The sequence below is a fragment of the Marinobacter sp. LQ44 genome, assembly GCF_001447155.2.
Classification (GTDB): Bacteria; Pseudomonadota; Gammaproteobacteria; order Pseudomonadales; family Oleiphilaceae; genus Marinobacter.
Genome location: NZ_CP014754.1, coordinates 4,071,446 through 4,087,998 on the forward strand (window position 1 = coordinate 4,071,446; position 16,553 = coordinate 4,087,998).

The following is a 16,553-nucleotide window of genomic DNA, read 5'->3' on the forward strand; positions in this document are numbered from 1 at the left end:
GAATAAACAGATGGTTGGATAAGGCGCAGTACATGGATTCGAAACAGCTCAGCCAGGGCCTTCATCAGGCTTTTTTCTCCGAAAACCACCGCCTGGTGTTCTGGTACGACCCCGAGCAGAGTTTTGCTGATGAGCTGGCCAGTCTCGACTTGTCAGATGTCCAGGTCCTGGATATGTCGGGTGAGTCATCTCTGGCAGTTAAGGTCAAGCTGGAGCTGGAAGAGCAGAACGGCAAGTACCTGCTGTACTTTCCCCACGCCGAGCCAGAGCCTGAAGACGACTGGCTGCTGGATATGAAGCTGTATTCTCGTGCCTTCCATGCGGATCGTATTTCCATCATCTTCAACGAGCTGGGCTTGCAGCAGCAGAGCCTTCGGGCGCACCTTGCCCGGCGTGAGAAGTTTCTGAGTAAGGCCCGTTTAACCGCTCTCAAGCGCTTTATCCAGCCGGATTTTGATGAAGTTGCGTTGGACCTGGCCATGATTGCCGTGGTTACCCGGGCCGAATCGCCGGATATCGCCAACATTTTGTTCACTCTGGGCGATGAGCTGGTCAAGGCAGATGGCGGCCTGGAGCAGGTGCCGGAGTCCATCACGGAACTGGAAAAATACGGACTGGTTCCCTCATTGGTCAGGGCATTTCAAGAGGAGGTGGGCTACCCGGCCTCGGAGCAGGAGCTTCGCGGCGAGGCTCCGTTCAACTTCGGGCATTTCCTGATCCGGCTTTTGGCGACGGGGTTCTGCGAGAGTATTTCCGAAGTGCCCGGCTGGGCGCGTTCGGTGGCCATTTCCTCGGCTAATGCGCGGGCCACCTCCCGGGCGTTGCTGTCTCGGTGGCGGGACAGTTCTCGTTATTATCCGGCTTATGATGTGATTGCCGACTGGGTTTCTTCAGCCCTTAACATCAAGTCACGCATTGAGGACTATTCGATCGAATCCCTGGCCAATGTGGCTACGTTCCGGGAGGCTGAAAACCGGATGATCGTGGATCTGGTCAATGCCATTCCGGAAGCCCGGCCTGCGGATCTCAATCTATTCTCTCGCGTTATCTCGGATCGGCTCGACGGTTATTGGGCGTCTCGCCACAAAGATGATGATGTTCGCCGGAAATTCCGGACCATTTATTCAGCGCTGTCTGCTGCGATTGATTTGTTTGCGTTACGCCAGGCGCACCCGGACGGCTTTCATTTTACTAGTGCGGAGGCGCTTTATCAGGCCTATGAGACCGACCTTTACCGGTTTGACACCGAATACCGCCACTACTGTGCGGCTTCTCGCAAGGCCCATGTGGAGATTCTGAAGGCGCTGGATGAGGCCGTTGAGCAGTGTTATGCCTATTGGTATCTGGACCAGTTGGCCCGCAACTGGGGCGACCTGGTGGAAGGCGAGAAGCTGCTGGAACACTGGGCGATTCGCGGCGTGCCTAACCAGCACCACTTCTATGACACCCAGGTGAAGCCGAAACTGGACTCAGCCCGCAACAAGCGCCTGGTGGTGATCATCAGCGATGCCTTCCGATATGAGGCGGCGGTGGAGCTGCAAGACCGCATCAATGTAAAACGCTACAGCGAGGCAAAACTTTCCAGCCAGTTAGGGGTGTTGCCCAGTTATACCACGTTGGGTATGGCCTCTCTGTTGCCTCATCAAGCCCTGGAATACCGGAACGGCGTGAGTGATGACGTGTTTGTAGACGGAAAATCCACCAAGGGCAGCGAAAACCGCAATCGGGTTCTGGCCAGTTACAACGGGATGGCGGTGCAGGCAGAAACCGTAAAAGCCTGGAGCCGGGAAGAGGGGCGTGACGCCCTAAGAGATCAGAATCTGGTGTATGTCTACCACAACGTGGTGGATGCCAGGGGCGATAGCGCCTCCACAGAATCTGAAACCTTCAATGCGGTGGAACACGCCATCGAAGAGCTGACGGAACTGACCCGCAAGATCATGATGCACTTCAACACCAGCACGGTGTTGGTGACGGCAGACCATGGTTTCCTGTTCCAGCACAGCAAGCTGGAGGCCGCAGACAGAACCTCGCTTGCAGACAAGCCAAGCAATGCGCTCAAGAGTAAAAAGCGTTACGTTATAGGCCACGACTTGCCGGATGCCAAAGATGCCTGGTGTGGCTCTACCCGCCATACTGCTGGAACTGCGTCTGATACCCGGTTCTGGATTCCCAAAGGGGCCAACCGTTTCCACTTTGTGGGAGGCGCTCGGTTTGTCCACGGTGGCGCTATGCCGCAGGAAATCGTGGTGCCGGTGCTGACGGTGAAGCAGTTGCGCGGTGAGAAGGCTGAAAGCCGTTCCAAGCGTAAGGTGGAGGTCATCTCGCCCAAGCCGACTCTGAAGATGGTCAATAACATCCAGCGGTTTGACCTGATGCAGACGGAAGCCGTGAGCGATCAGGTGCTTCCCGTAACCATAGCGGTCGCGATCTACGAAGGGGCGGAGCAGGTGTCCAGCGAAGAGGTGGTGACCTTTGATAGCGCTTCAGATTCCATGACGGAGCGGGTTAAACAAGTGCGATTGTCGTTGTCCGGTAAGGACTTTGACCGCAAGCGGGATTACTTCCTGATACTCAAAGACAAAGACCTGAACACCGAGATTGAACGTTACCGGGTGGTGATTGACCTGGCGTTTACCGATGATTTTTTTTAAGGCAGGGGCCATGCAGTCAGATAAGGATCTGGATCAGTTACTTAATGAGCACTTTGCGGGCCGGGTGGTGCGTAAGGATCTGACCAAGCAGATCAAAGAGGGCGCGAACGTGCCTGTCTATGTGCTGGAGTACCTGCTGGGTATGTATTGCGCCTCCGATGACCCGGAAGTCATCGAGACGGGCCTGCGTAACGTTAAAACGGTGCTGTCTGAGAACTACGTGCGCCCGGATGAAGCCGAGAAGGTGAAATCGCTGGTTCGGGAGCGGGGCAGTTACAAGGTGATCGACCGGGTGACCGTTCGCCTGAACGAGAAGAAAGACTGCTATGAGGCGGCTTTTTCTAATCTGGGCATCAAGGATGCGGAGATTGGTGCGGGCATCGTTAAAGAAAACGAGAAGCTGCTGGTCGGCGGGATCTGGGTGATCGCGACTCTGAGTTATTACCATGAGGAAGGGCAGAAAGGCTCACCCTTTGGCGTAAGCACCCTTAAGCCGATTCAGATGCCCAACATGAATATGGCCGAGCTATTCGCCGGCCGGGCCGCGCTGACCGTTGACCAGTGGAGGGAAACACTGATTCGCTCGATCGGCATGGAGCCCGCTGCACTGGATGAGACGGTACAGTGGCACCTGCTGGCCCGGATGATTCCGTTTGTGGAGAACAACTACAACGTATGCGAGCTGGGCCCGAGGGGCACCGGTAAGAGCCATATTTACAAGGAGTGCTCACCCAACAGCATTCTGGTGTCCGGTGGCCAGACCACAGTGGCCAACCTGTTCTACAACATGAGCAGTCGCAAGATCGGTCTGGTGGGCATGTGGGACTTGGTGGCGTTTGACGAGGTTGCCGGCATCAACTTCAAGGAAAAGGATGGCGTCCAGATTATGAAGGACTACATGGCCTCCGGCTCCTTCGCCCGTGGCCGTGAGCAGATGGAAGCCAGTGCCTCCATGGTGTTTGTGGGCAATATCAACCAGTCGGTTGAGTCCTTGGTTAAAACCAGTCATCTTCTGGCTCCGTTCCCCCCGCAGATGATCGATTCGGCGTTCTTTGACCGGTTCCACGCCTACATTCCCGGCTGGGAAATTCCGAAGATGCGGCCGGAGTACTTCACCAATCGCTACGGCTTGATTGTGGATTATCTGGCCGAGTTCTATCGGGAAATGCGCAAACGCAGCTTTGCCGATGCATTGGATAAGTATTTCAAGCTGGGAAGTAACCTGAATCAGCGCGACGTGATTGCAGTGCGCAAGACGGTTTCCGGCCTGCTGAAGCTGCTGTACCCCCATGGTGAGTTCGACAAAGAGGCCGTGCGCCAGTGCCTGGAGTATGCCCTGGAAGTGCGCCGCAGGGTGAAGGAGCAGCTGAAGAAAATCGGGGGCATGGAATTCTTCGATGTGCATTTCAGCTACATCGACAACGAAGATCTGGAAGAACACTTTGTCACTGTGAAAGAGCAGGGTGGTGGCAAGTTGATTCCCGAGGGGCAAGGTAAGCCTGGGGTGGTTCACCTTGTTGATGCCGGCAAAAAGGGTGTGCCCAGCCTATACCGCATTGAACTGCAGGTTACTAAGGGCACAGGCAAGCTTGCGACCTCAGGCCTTTGGTCGCTGCCGCCTCTGAGGGAGCAGGTGAAAATGGCTTTCGACTATTTCAAGGCCAACATGAGCCGCATCTCCGGGGGCACCCGGGTGCTGGAGCATGACTTCCACCTGCACTTGGTAGATCTTCAAGGCGCAGGCCCGTTGCAGTCACTGGCCTTGCCCAGCGTGGTCGCCTTCGCCTCCGGCCTCATGGGCCGCCCGGTTCAGCCACAGCTGGTTGTGCTCGGCGAAATGAGCCTCGGCGGCAGTGTGAACCCGGTACAAAGTCTGGCCGACTGCTTACAGGTTGCCCTGGATGGCGGCGGCAAACGCGTCGCGCTGCCGATCACCAGTGCTGCGGATATCCCTACGGTGCCAGGGGAGCTGTTTACCCGGTTCCAGACGAGCTTTTATGCGGATCCGGTGGATGCGGTGTTTAAGGCGTTGGGGGTGGATTGATACTCTGGGTTTTCAGAATTTCACGCCGAGCGTATTCCCGCAGATGCTTAAAGATGTAGGGGTATACGGTCGCGCCTCGGTGCTTCACATGCCACACCTCCAGTGATGCCCAGAACCACTCCGGAACTTTAAGCCCGTTGTCTTCAACACAGTAAATGTGATTGAAGTTTTCCTGATTTCGCTGCGCGGAATCAGGATTCCCCACAGAGTACAGCGCACGAGGCTTATCAATCCAGATGCCAGCTGTGGCTGAAAGCGGGCCTGTATTTTTTGACTGCATTGAAGCTTTGAGCCGGTATCCGCGGTGGCACAGGTAGTCGAAGAAGTGTTTTGCATCATTGCTTTGATACTTCAGGTTGCGGAACGCTTTGGCGGGAAGGGTCTCTCCATGGTCAGCCTGGATAGCGTTCAGGTCATGCACGATCGAACTACTTGGGTATTGCTCACAATACTCTGAGATGAGCTGGCTGGGCACGCCCCAACCTGCAGTGTGGTCGAGCTGTTTGACTATGTTGTAGGTGGTGGGCTCATCCGGGAGGGTAAGAGCCTCTGTGTCTGTGATGGTAAGAGCATCCCCGGTTTCCGGCCAAAATATCAGGTCGGCGCGCTCAGCGCCGGTGAAAACGGCTTTATGCTGCGGTTGCGTAATGTTTTCTTTGATGGCCTCGTCCATGGATTTCGGCAATGGCCCAAGGCAAAGGCGCTCTCCCTCCACTTTGCAGTAGTACATTGGCCAGGGGGCTTTGTTGACGTTCTCTTCATCGATTGGCCTGACTGAGGTGATGAACACAGCATCAGAAGGGAGTGCGGGATAGTCGAGCAGAAGCTTGCGCTGTTGGATTTCGGACTTGATGAACAGTTCTTTGAGCAGCACCTGCACAACGTGAGTGCTGTTTAGCTTCAGGCGATCCGGGTAGCAGGACTGGATGATCGTATCTGGGTGGTGCCTTCTTGCTTCTTTGTAGGGGTCTGGTTGGCCATCCTTGTACTGTTCCTTGTCATTCACCAACAGAATGTTCAGACCGTCTGGTTGAATCGTTGAACTTAGCTCTGATTGGACTTCGTGGGGCAAAAGCAGCGCTTGTAGCCTGGCTGAAGCTTCCGGAATATCGCTATGATTCGTTATCCAGATGGGTTGTTGCTGCATGAGACCGAACAAACTGGCGTAACTTTTTGTGATCGATGCGCTGGACACAGGTATGTGCACGGTTGGTTCGACGTCCTTCAGCGTGATGCTGAAGGCTTCACCGTACGCCCGCTTAAGGTCATCCAGAAAAAGTGAGATCACGCCCAGCCGGGTTCTGTAGTAGGACTCAAGGGTCACCAGGCCATTAAGCCTGAAAGCTGGAACCCGGTTTTTGGTTTTCCGCCACAGAGTTTTTTTTACATAATCCCCCGAGCCGTCACGGATGATGCTTTGGCCAAGCAAGTCGAGACGGTAGCGTGGCTCCTTTGCAATTTTCTGGGGCAGTTCGCCATCGGGTTTTTCGTGGGCTCGCAGTGGCGTAAATGTGACGGTTCTGACGATGAGCCTGGGCGTGTTCGCGGGCTCGCACCAGATCGAGTCGATACTCACGGTGGTTAGTATATTGCCTGTTCCCTTGAGCGGCTTGCGATCAACTACGTAATACAGTCCGTCGGCTTCTAGCCTATCAGGGCATCCTTCTTGGTGGCCGAGTAATCTCGGTGTGGCCCGAACCAGAAGAGATGTGATGACCCATTTCGGAAGCGCATCCATCTCCAGGGGCTTGATGCTCACCGCCGGATCGTCTAGTTGTAGCGACTCACCTTGGGGTAGCAGGACGTAGTATGTCTGCTTGCTTCGCTGCCAGACCAAAGACAATACGGGCCCGGCGCGATAAATACGAGAGGCGAGCGTTGGTATCTGTTTCTCTGCTTCGCTTTTGGAATAGCCGTTGTAAATGACACGGGTGGCTGTGACGCGTTCATGGAGCGCCGCATGGTCGATGTTGGTATTTTCGATGAAGGAAGTTAATACGGTTTTCATTGCTGATTGCCCATCCATTCCAAAAGCGTAGTCAGGTGATCTTGAAGTATTTCACCGGTTTGGGGGTTTAACAGGCCTGGCACTTCGATAACAGGGCTATGCATTCGGTCGCTGGGTGTCAAATCTTGGCTGAGGTGCCTGCAGGCTTGATCTGGAGTTCCGAACAGGTTGATGTAAGCAAACTGTTTGATTCCGAGGGACTCGTCCAGTTTCTCGACTTTGTGCCTGTGATTGTCAACGGTGCCATCAGCGCGCCAGTGCTTCGCATCAACGGCAATTGGGGGGCGGTTGGCATAAGGGCGGACCACGAAATCGCACATTTCATAGGCATCGGAGGTCAATGGCTCGACTGCCAAACCAGCGTGCTCAAGAATGGCGGTGATGCCCTCCTCACCAAGTGCACCTTTATACAGGTTGAAGAAGGCTGCCGGATTCATCTGATAAGGCTGTGCCTGCCACTGGGTTGCGTAGCCATTCCGTTGGAAATAGCTGCGAACAACCGTGCTGTTCATGAGTTGTGGGAGCCCACTGTCGTGTTCGTTGATCCACCGGTTACCGACCGCTTGCTCAAAGAAGCTCAGGTCTTTATCCGACTCCAGTTGGCCGTCTACTTCCAGGCTTCCGGAGAAACGGTAACCGTCAGTACTTGGTGCCTGAAGGTATAAGCGTGGATAGTCTGATGACGGTGACGGTAGAGTGGGTTCTTTTAGTAGTTGGTTGCGTAGGTTTTCCCAACTTTTGATGGCGCTCTCGGGAGCCGCGCCCCGAAACCCGGACATCAGTTCTCGAATCAGGCTTAGGGTATCGGCAGTGCAAAGGGCTGCTTTGTTGTGTAAACGGAGTAACTCACGGTTTTCGTAAGTTGGCTGAATGGATTCCGATGCCGCTTTTCTGAGCGCGATGTATTCATGGGACAGAGTGTCTTCCTGCCGGTGGTCAGACGCCAGGATTGGCCTAAGATCGCTATCAGCGAAGAGCCTGATGACGGGGCGTTTGAAGGCGGTGCGCGCTGTGCGCCCCACCGCTTGTTCTATGACCTTGCGGATGAGCCATTCGTAGTCGGCGGTTTCGTAGTACCGCTTCAGGTGCTGGTTATGATGAGTGCCTTGGAGAGCCTGCTTTACCCAGCTTCTCGCTTCGCTAAGCGAAATCCAGCCAGCTTCTTGCAGCGCCATGATCTGATGGAAAAGAAGAAGCTGATTGACCTGGTAGTTGTCGGGATCGCTGAGGAGTTGATGGGTTGGTTTCTCCAGATACAGCGTGTCGATATCCGTTTTGATCTTTTCTGGTGGGTCGCCATCGCCTACCCAGATAAGTTGCTCAAGGTCTTGAGGGTGGTTTACCTCGTAATCAGGGTTTTTTCCTTCGCCCATTGAGGCATAGGCCGAGAGTACAATTACTTTGTCGTTGGTGGTGCTCAGGTGGTTAATGACGTCATTGAATTCTCCGTTACTCATGGCCTGGGCGTTTATTCCGCAGAATAGTTTGTAAGTCCTTCCGGAACCCGCACATTTTCGATTGAGGTAATCTTCCAGAAACTCGATGAATTTAGGGTATTTAGCCTGGCTGACGGTTCTGTTGAGCAACGCGAGCATATACCGGTTGTTTTCTGCGTCCAAGAACCGGTCGAGTGCATTAAAAAGCTTACCAGCCCAGTTGAGCGCAAACGTGTCGCTGTCCTCTGCATTGAGCAAGTGGCTTATGGCTAATCCCGGCTTCCGGACAGGGGCGTTCAAATAAGCCTCAAGTGCCGTGGGTAAGAGACTGGATTCCGGTGTTATGAATTCTGCTTCAATGTGAACACCGGCTTTGCTGTACTGTCTTCGTGTTCGGTACCAGTTGCCGATGTTAACCTTTTGCGTCTCTGTGAGTTCTATGAACTGGTTGCTCAGGCGTGTTTTCAGGTAGTCCAGATCAAAGTTCTTGATGACGGTTCGTGAGGTCGCGGTTGCACTGATACCGACGATCTTTACTCCGCTTTCCACAAGGCGGGCGATCAAACCAGAGGGCGTGACAGTAAACCCTGAGTAGTAACAGCTTACGGTATCTATTGTCCCCTCGTTGCGGCGAACATCCGTTAATTTGAGCCCATTGTCGTGATAGGTTCGCGATGCTGACCGGTTGTCTGAGGGTGCACGGTGCCCTCTGTGACCGGTAAAACTGGCTTGAGCATCGAACGCGGCAAAGACGGCGTCACTGAGGTCTTGAAGATTGAAGTGTCGCAAAATTGAGTGCACGGCATCTTGGACTGTGGCGGACCTCAGAGATTCATTCTCCCTCTGAGACTTTGCATGGTTATTCAGATAGATCCACACCGATGAATGCATGACCCAGATAAAGCGCCGAAATAACCAGTCTGCTTCGTTAATGAAACGGCTCAATCGGGCATCTGCCGTTTGGTGATGGGCTGCAATCTCCCTGGTTTCACTACGAATGATGTTTTTCCGCAAATCATCGTTGGTGATAAGGTTGAATAAATGGGAGGAGCTGTGGGCATGAGTGACGGTCCGATCCGAAAACAGACGAACCTTCTCGTTTTCGAGACTGGCACCATCGGTATTGAAGGCGAACTGCAGGCTCCATCGCTCGGCAAATTCTGCGAGAGCGGGCCGAAGGGTATCAAACTTCTCTTCAATGCCTTCATAGCGGCTAGACCGCTCGAGCTGGTGCTGCTGGAGGTTGGCATGGAGGGTGCGAGTAAGCTCGATGAGGTCTAGAGATTTCTGGTCTGCCATGTACTGCAGGATGATTTCATTCTGGCGATCAAACTCGTCGATTAGCAACAATGAGTTACCAAGGTCCCGGATGGGGTGAATCCGGGCCTTCAGGGTTTGGTAGCCCGCCAGAAACTTCCGTGTGGTCATGAAGCAAATATGCGCATCCTGACGGTGTAGGCGGTCACCGGGAATGAGTTTATCTGTCAGTTCACGGTCTGGAGGTAATAGCCGAACCGGATTCTCACTGCGCTGGCGGATTTGGATCAAACTGATGAGCAGCCGGTAAGTTTCGGTTGCGTGTTGATCCAGTGTGTCTTGCAGGGCAAGCTTTGAACTCAGGCTCTCGTTCGCAAGGCGTTGGAGCTTGCGAATTTTCTGCCAGCCTTGGATTAGTTTCTTGTCTGACTGGAGGTCAAAAAGCTGGATGATTTGTTCAACGCATGCAGGGGCCACCTCCAGTAACTGATTTCCCTGGTTTGGCAGATACACGATTTCGCGCTTTAGGATCTCCCTTTCGGTGCAGGAGAATCTTGGGCTTCCGTCAATTGTTTGCTCGTCAATGAGTTCAAGCAACTCTTTGTGGGTTTGGCACACGTTGTCGACAGAATTGGTAATGTAGTAAATCGTCTGGGCAGGTCGAGATCCGTTAACGCTGGCAACAAGCTCCTCAATAATGAGTTGTTTGATCGTGTGGGTTTTTCCAATACCCGTTTGTGCTGGGATCAAAGTGAGGCTGCCGAGATCCGCATCTGGTCCGATATGTGGCGAGAGATCCTCTTGCAGCAATCTGTCGAGTGGAGTCCTTGCGCTGGAATCGGCTGGTAGCGACTTCATCTGGTTTTCCTGTCCTGAATCGTTGGTAATAGATTTACCGGAGAGCCTCGCTTTTGGCGATACTGGACAGGTTTACAATATGTCCAGTTTTTGAACGGTTGGGGTGGTGATGGCAAATATGGAAGTTTCGTGGGAAAGGAAAAATCAGTTTCATCTTCTCGAGGTAGTTGCGAAATGGGAAGGTCGAGTTACGGCAGAACACCTTCAGAGAGCCTTCGGTATTGGCAGTCGAACCACCAGCGGTGGTATTTTCAAAGAGTATGGTGATGCGGCCCCGGGCAACCTTGTCTATTCAACGAGCGTTCGGAGTTATGGTGATTTCTGGTGTATGGAAGCAGGTTGAAGGGGTGGCGTATCCTGTTGGTTGATCACCGCCAAGATCACAACCAACAGAGGAATGATACGCCATGTCCGAGTCTAACCTGCATGCTCTTTCACAACCAGAGGTAGCCAGCAACGACCCGTTGCACGAGTTGATCCGGCAGGGTGCCCGGGACCTGATCGCACAGGCCGTTGAGACGGAGCTGGAGAGCCTGTTGAAGCAGTACGCGGACGTCAAGACGCCGGATGGCCGCCGTGCTGTGGTGCGTAATGGGCACCTTCCCAAACGCGCTGTTCAGACAGGCGTCGGCGACGTAGAAGTCCAGGTTCCCAAAGTCCGGGATCGCAGTGGCTCCGGTATTCGCTTCAACAGCCACCTGCTGCCACCGTACCTGAAGCGCGCCCGGAGTCTGGAGGAACTGATTCCCTGGCTCTACCTGCGTGGCGTTTCCTCCGGTGACTTCCAGGAGGCCCTGAGCGCGCTGGTCGGCGAGCAGGCCAATGGCCTGTCGGCGAACACGGTCTCCCGGCTCAAGTCGAAGTGGCTTGATGAGCACAAGGGCTGGCAGCGACGGGACCTGAGTCAGAAACGCTATGTGTACTGGTGGGCTGACGGCGTGTACAGCAACGTCCGTCTGGATGACCGGCTCTGCCTGCTGGTGATCATCGGCGTGACCGAGCATGGTCACAAGGAGCTGGTGGCTGTCGAGGACGGCCACCGGGAGTCCGAAGCCAGCTGGCGAGAGCTACTCACGGATTTGCGGGAACGTGGCTTGGAGCCCTCGCCCAAGCTGGCTGTTGGCGACGGCGCACTGGGCTTCTGGAAGGCTCTGAGCAAGGTGTTTCCGGACACCCGGCATCAGCGGTGCTGGGTGCATAAGACCGCCAACGTGTTGGACAAGCTGCCCAAGTCGGTACAACCGAAGGTGAAGTCAGCCTTGCATGAAATCTACCTGGCGGAGACCCGAGACAGCGCCCACAAGGCGTTCGACAGCACCTTGAGACGATTCCGAGACAAGTACCCGAAGGCCATGGAAAACCTGGAGAAGGACCGGGATGAGCTGCTGGCCTTCTACGATTTTCCGGCGACTCACTGGATTCACTTGCGGACCACCAATCCGATTGAATCCACGTTTGCCACGGTGAGGCTCAGAACCAAGCGGAGCCGCTCCTGTGGCAACCGGGACACCACGTTATCGATGGTGTTCAAACTGCTCCAATCCGCCCAGAAACGCTGGAAGCGGATCAAGGGGTTCGACCAACTGAAGCTGGTCGTGGATAACGTACAGTTTCAGGATGGAATACAGGTGGAAGATCAATCTGACAGGAACGCTGCCTGATGGTCATACACCAGATTTGACAATAACTCGAGCGTTCGCGGGTACGTTCAGAGTGAGACATTTGAGCCATGTTTCAGCCAGGGTAACCTGGATGAGTATCTTTCGTTGATGACGCGCCACGCCACGCTGAATCCATCGTTTGCAGGGTTGAAAGATGTGCCTGCACCTACGGAATCTGTGTCCATCCCGCACCGGGCTGTTCTGCCGGAAGTTTTACGGAAAGTCGTGCAAGCGACGCAAACCCGCAGCCGGTTGGAAGTAGTTTACCGCTCACTTTCAAGCCCTCAGGGCGAGGATCGCATTATCGCACCTCATACGCTGGTGTATTCTGGGCAGCGCTGGCATGTTCGCGCATGGTGTGAAAAACGTCGAACTTTTCGTGATTTTGTTCTAACGAGAATGGCGCCCGGTGCGGAGCTTCTTGGTGATGCTTTAGAGGATGCAGATCCGGCGCTGGACACTAATTGGCAGAATCAGATCCTCGTCCGCCTTGGACCAAATCCGGGGCTATCCCCTGAGCAACAGCGATTGGTGGCTCTTGATTACGGGATGGACGACGATCAGGAACTGAAGGTTCCGGTGCGCCGTGCGTTGACTCACTATCTTTTGCAATCGTTGAATGTTGTTTTGGGGAATAGCCAGCTTTCACCGATTGAGCAGCCTTTGGTTGTGGTGAATTTGGATGATTTGAAGCCTTATGTCTTTAGCGGGTAATTTTTTATCGCCGGAGGTAGTAGTCCTGGTCAAGTGGATTTTTCACAGAATAATCCACTTGGCTGAGGATGGAGGGTGGTGGTCACCATTCGGGGCAAACGCGATCAGAAGTATTCGATCCCGCAAAATAACCTGCACAATGGTAGTGATTGGCCGTTTGCAGTGATTTTTATAAATTTAGGTAGAAGATATAGTTCATTAGCTTAGGCTTGCCTGAAATTTTTGGTTTTACTGTCCCCAGCCATTGTTAATCCCGCCTCCAAACTGATTCTGCTTGCGATCCTGTTTGCGGCGGGGATCTGAGTTCATCTGATCCCGACGCTGAGCATCTCGGTCATATTGATACTGAATGCTGTCACCGGGGCGACTTAAATCGTATTGATAGGTTGCACCGGAGCCTGAGCGGTAATTGTGCTGAGTGCCTTGCTGATCACTGCTTGTACTTGGCGAACCTACATTGGTGCCAAGGCACTGCCCGTTAACGACTGGACCAACGCATCGAGCGTGGGCAGGACCTGCACCATACGAGGGCCAGGGTCGCTATTGTAAGAATTCCATTTTTCATCAAATGCTCCATTGTGTGTGTATCTTGCTAAAGATGCTGATACTAATGAATTAGTGTAGCAAAGTTATGCAGGTTAGTGAGTCCTAGGTCGGAAGGTTGTGTCGGTTTTTTTTACAGGTCTAATGTTGAGAGGCTTTACGGGACTGTTATTTATGGTTTTTGGGGTTGGCCCGGGTGTTGCTTCCGGGCTTGGGGTGTGACGATTGCACACTAAACCGTAACCCCTGGGACGGTCTTCACAGTGAGATCGTATTGATAGCCAAGATAATGGAACTTCTATGCAGACATCGGCCAGATCAACCAAAAATAACCAGCACTCCTCAGGAGTTTTTTCCATTCGCTCCCTTAACTTACTGATTATTTGTTGTCTAATATCGTTAATCTCGGCATGCGGTGGAGGTGGCGGATCAGGGGATTCTGAGGGATCGAATTCTTCGGCGGTAGAAGCGACGTATGAGGTAGTTGTATTTGCTAACCCTTTTGATGCCGGGACGTTGACTGGCGGGGGCACTTACAGGGAGGGAGATGTTGCTGCCATTACCGCGACACCTGCAGCGGGTTATGAGTTTGTAAGCTGGACAGATAGCAACGGCATTTTGGTTTCAGAACAGCCGGATTTCGAGATAATTGTCAGCCAAGGCAACAGGCTGACTGCGAACTACCAGCTCATCCCAACGATAACCGAGGTTGGTATGCCTTCTGATGGCATTGTGATTAGGTTTGAGGCCGTACGCATAGTTTCTGGAAGGATTTATGCCATTACAAAGGAGGCGACTGTTGGTGACGGCCACGCGGGCCTATGGTTGTCAAATGATGATGGTATGAACTGGACGCAGGTTCTGACTGGTGAAGTAGCTTTTGTGAGCATCGCCTCCGGGGATCCGTATCTTGTTATGGCCGGTGGGGAGGATGTTTATCATCTGTCTACCGATGGTGGTGTTAACTGGTCTACCGGTGTTATCAGGGATCCGGTATTCGGCAATCCTATGTCATTCAGTGATGGCGCTGCATTCAATGCCAGTGAGGGTATTTTTCTGGCTACCTCCGGTGTGATGGGGCCCGGGCTTTATAGGTCGATCGACCAAGGTGGCAACTGGGATCGTGTGCTCTCAGAGATCTAGGCTGGGAGCGCTACGGATGCGTTGCTTGGCCATGTTCGGGTTTCACCGGAAGACCCCGCAGTGATCTATGCCTCGGCCCCTTTTGAAAACAATCTCTGGAAGTCTCTGGATCAAGGTTCTTCTTTTTTCTCGGTCAAAACTGGACTGTCTAATTCTGACTTTTTGTTCTCAGCGGGGTTGGCCCTGGATCCGGAGTCAGCTGATCGGCTATTTGTCCGCGATAACATCACCGTTAACGGTGGAGCAAACTGGACCCAGGTAAGCAATCTTATGCCAACCAATAGTTTCTGGCTCGATGGTGATCTTATCCGCTTTAATGATGATGGTTTTGAGGGCTATGCGGAGATTTCAAGAGATTACGGCAGCACTTGGCGTAAGGTGATGATACTTGCCTGAATCAGTGACTCCGCTTGCCAACATACCCGTCAGGTGGCCCCAAGTGCCAACTTGAACGGGAATCTGGTGAAATGCTGGTTTTTGAGGGCCGGGAAGCTGAGGCCGGAAGCGGGCGACGGCCCTGGGTTGGTCAATAAACAACCAGAAGGCAGCATTCAGGCAATAGCGGGCTGCCCCGGCAGAGGATTCCGGGATGATTGTTTTTTTCCAGTGGTTGAGTTGGCCTATCCAGAGGAAGCAAGGCCCCGATAAAGGTCGCGGTAAACCGTAAAGCCTGGACAGTGTCGGCCAAATCTCAGTATCCATTGCCGGCCGCTGTGCACCAGGCGGCAGGCCATGGTCATGATTTCCTGCATCACGGTTCTCAGGCGGCGACGTTTGGCCGGATGGCGCACCGGCGCATCCGGGCCGGTCAGTCTCAGGCCCATCCAGCGCAGCACGTTGTACCCCATCGTTGCGAAGGCCATGATCAGGTTGTTGGTGTCGAATTTCCCGGACGGCAGTCGTTCCAGATTCAGGTCGGTCTTGAACTCGCTGTGGAACTGCTCACTGGTGGCGTGATCGCTGTACAGCGCCATGGTGTGTTGCTCGTCGGCTACTTCGGCCGGCAATGAAGTCACCCAGCCTTCGAGGCTGACTTCCGGTTCGAGATACAGCTGGCCCTCGGCATCGCTGGTACGAACGGTGATCTTCACGATGCGACGCAGACCGGGCTCGTCCAGAATCGTTTCTGACAGAACCGCTTCCATCTTGCCATCGCGTTCCAGTGACCAGGCTTTTCGGGCCTGGGCCTTGTCCGCCCAGACGAGCGGATCCTCTTTACGAGGGTTCCATTTGATCAGGAAGTCGACCTGGTCCTGCTCGCGCAGGAAATCGCGATTGGCACGGGCATCGTGTGCGCTGTCCAGACGCAACAAAATGGGCTTATCCGTCATTGATCGAGCCCGGGGTAACACCCGTTTTAGGGTGTCGAGAAATCCCTTGTTGGCGTGCTGGCTGCCAGGGCGCAGCTCGCAACCCAGGCACCAGCCTTCCTGCCCCAGGTAGGCGGCCAGCGGTGCATAACCGTCGTAGCCCTTGTAGGTGTAGCTGACACCCTCCTTATGGGTCTGGCTGTTGTCCATGGGAAAGACATCCATATCCAGCGCAACGTGGCCCATCGCCAGAGGTGACACCGGGGCCTCGACGGACTGAAGAAACTCGACGCTGGCATCATCCAGCAGGGGCGTCAGGCCTTGAGCATCTTCATCAAATCGCTGGCGCAACCGGGCCGAGGATGGCGATTGCTTGATGCCCAGCGCAGACTTGAAAAATGGGTCTGTTCGCACTGGCTCGGCCGCCTCGAAGTCACTCTTGCCCAGCGTGATCAGGCCCAGGTAGGTCCGGATCAGTTCGATGTTCGGAATGCCGTGCCGCTTGGCGACGGTGCGGGCAGTCTTGGTAAGCGATGTATGCCGGTTCAGACAATGACCGACCAAGGCCAGCCCGCCGTTGGGTGTATAGACTTCGGTTCGGGATTGTTGGAGAGTGAAAGTGCGCATGAGCCGAAAGCACTGACTGGGTGAATGGATGTCAGGTGCTATTATATCGCTCTAAGCCTTATTATTGCAGGCTTTGGGCAGCGCTTGGGCTGAATGAAGTCACGGATTCAGGACTTGTGCAGACCGGAGGGGCAAGGTTCAGTGGGGTGAGCGGTGTATACCCAACTGACGAAGCCGTGTATGTCGAGCAAGGAACCGGATCGTCAGTATCTGATCGCATATTCAAAATTGATTTGGAAACGCTGAAAAAGCGCAGTGCGGAATCGTAATGTGATTCCAGGGCCATCACTCCAAGCAG

At 54.0% G+C, this 16,553-nt stretch carries 9 protein-coding genes; 6 read left to right on the forward strand and 3 right to left on the reverse strand.

The features are described from left to right. The first annotated feature begins 32 nt into the window (after window positions 1-32). Entirely contained in the window at window positions 33-2,654 is a 2,622-nt protein-coding gene (gene pglZ / locus ASQ50_RS18635; RefSeq protein WP_058091407.1) for a BREX-1 system phosphatase PglZ type A, read from the forward strand. After that, window positions 2,641-4,698: a protease Lon-related BREX system protein BrxL gene (gene brxL, locus ASQ50_RS18640; RefSeq protein ID WP_412535715.1), complete on the forward strand. Its 2,058-nt coding sequence runs from the start codon at window positions 2,641-2,643 to the stop codon at window positions 4,696-4,698. Before pglZ ends, brxL begins: the two co-directional genes overlap by 14 nt. Here brxL and ASQ50_RS18645 read toward each other — a convergent pair. After that, the gene (locus ASQ50_RS18645; RefSeq protein ID WP_058091409.1) at window positions 4,676-6,706 is read right to left on the reverse strand and encodes a hypothetical protein; all 2,031 of its coding nucleotides are present in this window, start codon (window positions 6,704-6,706) and stop codon (window positions 4,676-4,678) included. The two genes, brxL and ASQ50_RS18645, sit on opposite strands and share 23 nt — an antisense overlap. Next, complete coding sequence (locus ASQ50_RS18650) at window positions 6,703-10,257, reverse strand: hypothetical protein (RefSeq protein ID WP_058091410.1); 3,555 nt, start codon at window positions 10,255-10,257, stop codon at window positions 6,703-6,705. The genes ASQ50_RS18645 and ASQ50_RS18650 overlap by 4 nt, the downstream gene beginning before the upstream one ends. Before the next feature lie 407 nt (window positions 10,258-10,664). On the opposite strand from ASQ50_RS18650, the gene ASQ50_RS18660 reads away from it, so the two are divergent. The 4 genes from ASQ50_RS18660 to ASQ50_RS18675 all read left to right on the forward strand — a co-directional run bounded on the left by ASQ50_RS18660 (window position 10,665) and on the right by ASQ50_RS18675 (window position 14,714). Beyond that, window positions 10,665-11,918 carry an IS256 family transposase gene (locus ASQ50_RS18660; protein WP_058092935.1) on the forward strand — a complete coding sequence of 418 codons (1,254 nt, stop codon included), beginning with the start codon at window positions 10,665-10,667 and terminating at the stop codon, window positions 11,916-11,918. Window positions 11,919-12,026: 108 nt separating this feature from the next. Beyond that, window positions 12,027-12,632, forward strand: coding sequence for a WYL domain-containing protein (locus ASQ50_RS20705; protein WP_058092791.1), 606 nt, complete (start codon window positions 12,027-12,029; stop codon window positions 12,630-12,632). Between the two features lie 843 nt (window positions 12,633-13,475). Beyond that, window positions 13,476-14,318 (forward strand): InlB B-repeat-containing protein, encoded by an 843-nt coding sequence (locus tag ASQ50_RS18670; protein ID WP_058092790.1) that lies wholly within the window; start codon window positions 13,476-13,478, stop codon window positions 14,316-14,318. Window positions 14,319-14,378: 60 nt separating this feature from the next. After that, window positions 14,379-14,714 carry a hypothetical protein gene (locus tag ASQ50_RS18675; protein WP_058092789.1) on the forward strand — a complete coding sequence of 112 codons (336 nt, stop codon included), beginning with the start codon at window positions 14,379-14,381 and terminating at the stop codon, window positions 14,712-14,714. A gap of 224 nt (window positions 14,715-14,938) precedes the next feature. Here ASQ50_RS18675 and ASQ50_RS18680 read toward each other — a convergent pair whose 3' ends face one another. Beyond that, window positions 14,939-16,255 carry an IS1380 family transposase gene (locus tag ASQ50_RS18680; protein WP_068351601.1) on the reverse strand — a complete coding sequence of 439 codons (1,317 nt, stop codon included), beginning with the start codon at window positions 16,253-16,255 and terminating at the stop codon, window positions 14,939-14,941. Window positions 16,256-16,553 lie beyond the last annotated feature (298 nt).

What these genes read in the sequence shown, in the direction of transcription:
- pglZ (WP_058091407.1), top strand. Translation starts at nt 33, where the DNA reads ATGGATTCGAAACAGCTCAGCCAGGGCCTTCATCAGGCTTTTTTCTCC.
- brxL (WP_412535715.1), top strand. Translation starts at nt 2,641, where the DNA reads ATGATTTTTTTTAAGGCAGGGGCCATGCAGTCAGATAAGGATCTGGAT.
- ASQ50_RS18645 (WP_058091409.1), bottom strand. Translation starts at nt 6,706, where the DNA reads ATGAAAACCGTATTAACTTCCTTCATCGAAAATACCAACATCGACCAT.
- ASQ50_RS18650 (WP_058091410.1), bottom strand. Translation starts at nt 10,257, where the DNA reads ATGAAGTCGCTACCAGCCGATTCCAGCGCAAGGACTCCACTCGACAGA.
- ASQ50_RS18660 (WP_058092935.1), top strand. Translation starts at nt 10,665, where the DNA reads ATGTCCGAGTCTAACCTGCATGCTCTTTCACAACCAGAGGTAGCCAGC.
- ASQ50_RS20705 (WP_058092791.1), top strand. Translation starts at nt 12,027, where the DNA reads ATGACGCGCCACGCCACGCTGAATCCATCGTTTGCAGGGTTGAAAGAT.
- ASQ50_RS18670 (WP_058092790.1), top strand. Translation starts at nt 13,476, where the DNA reads ATGCAGACATCGGCCAGATCAACCAAAAATAACCAGCACTCCTCAGGA.
- ASQ50_RS18680 (WP_068351601.1), bottom strand. Translation starts at nt 16,255, where the DNA reads ATGCGCACTTTCACTCTCCAACAATCCCGAACCGAAGTCTATACACCC.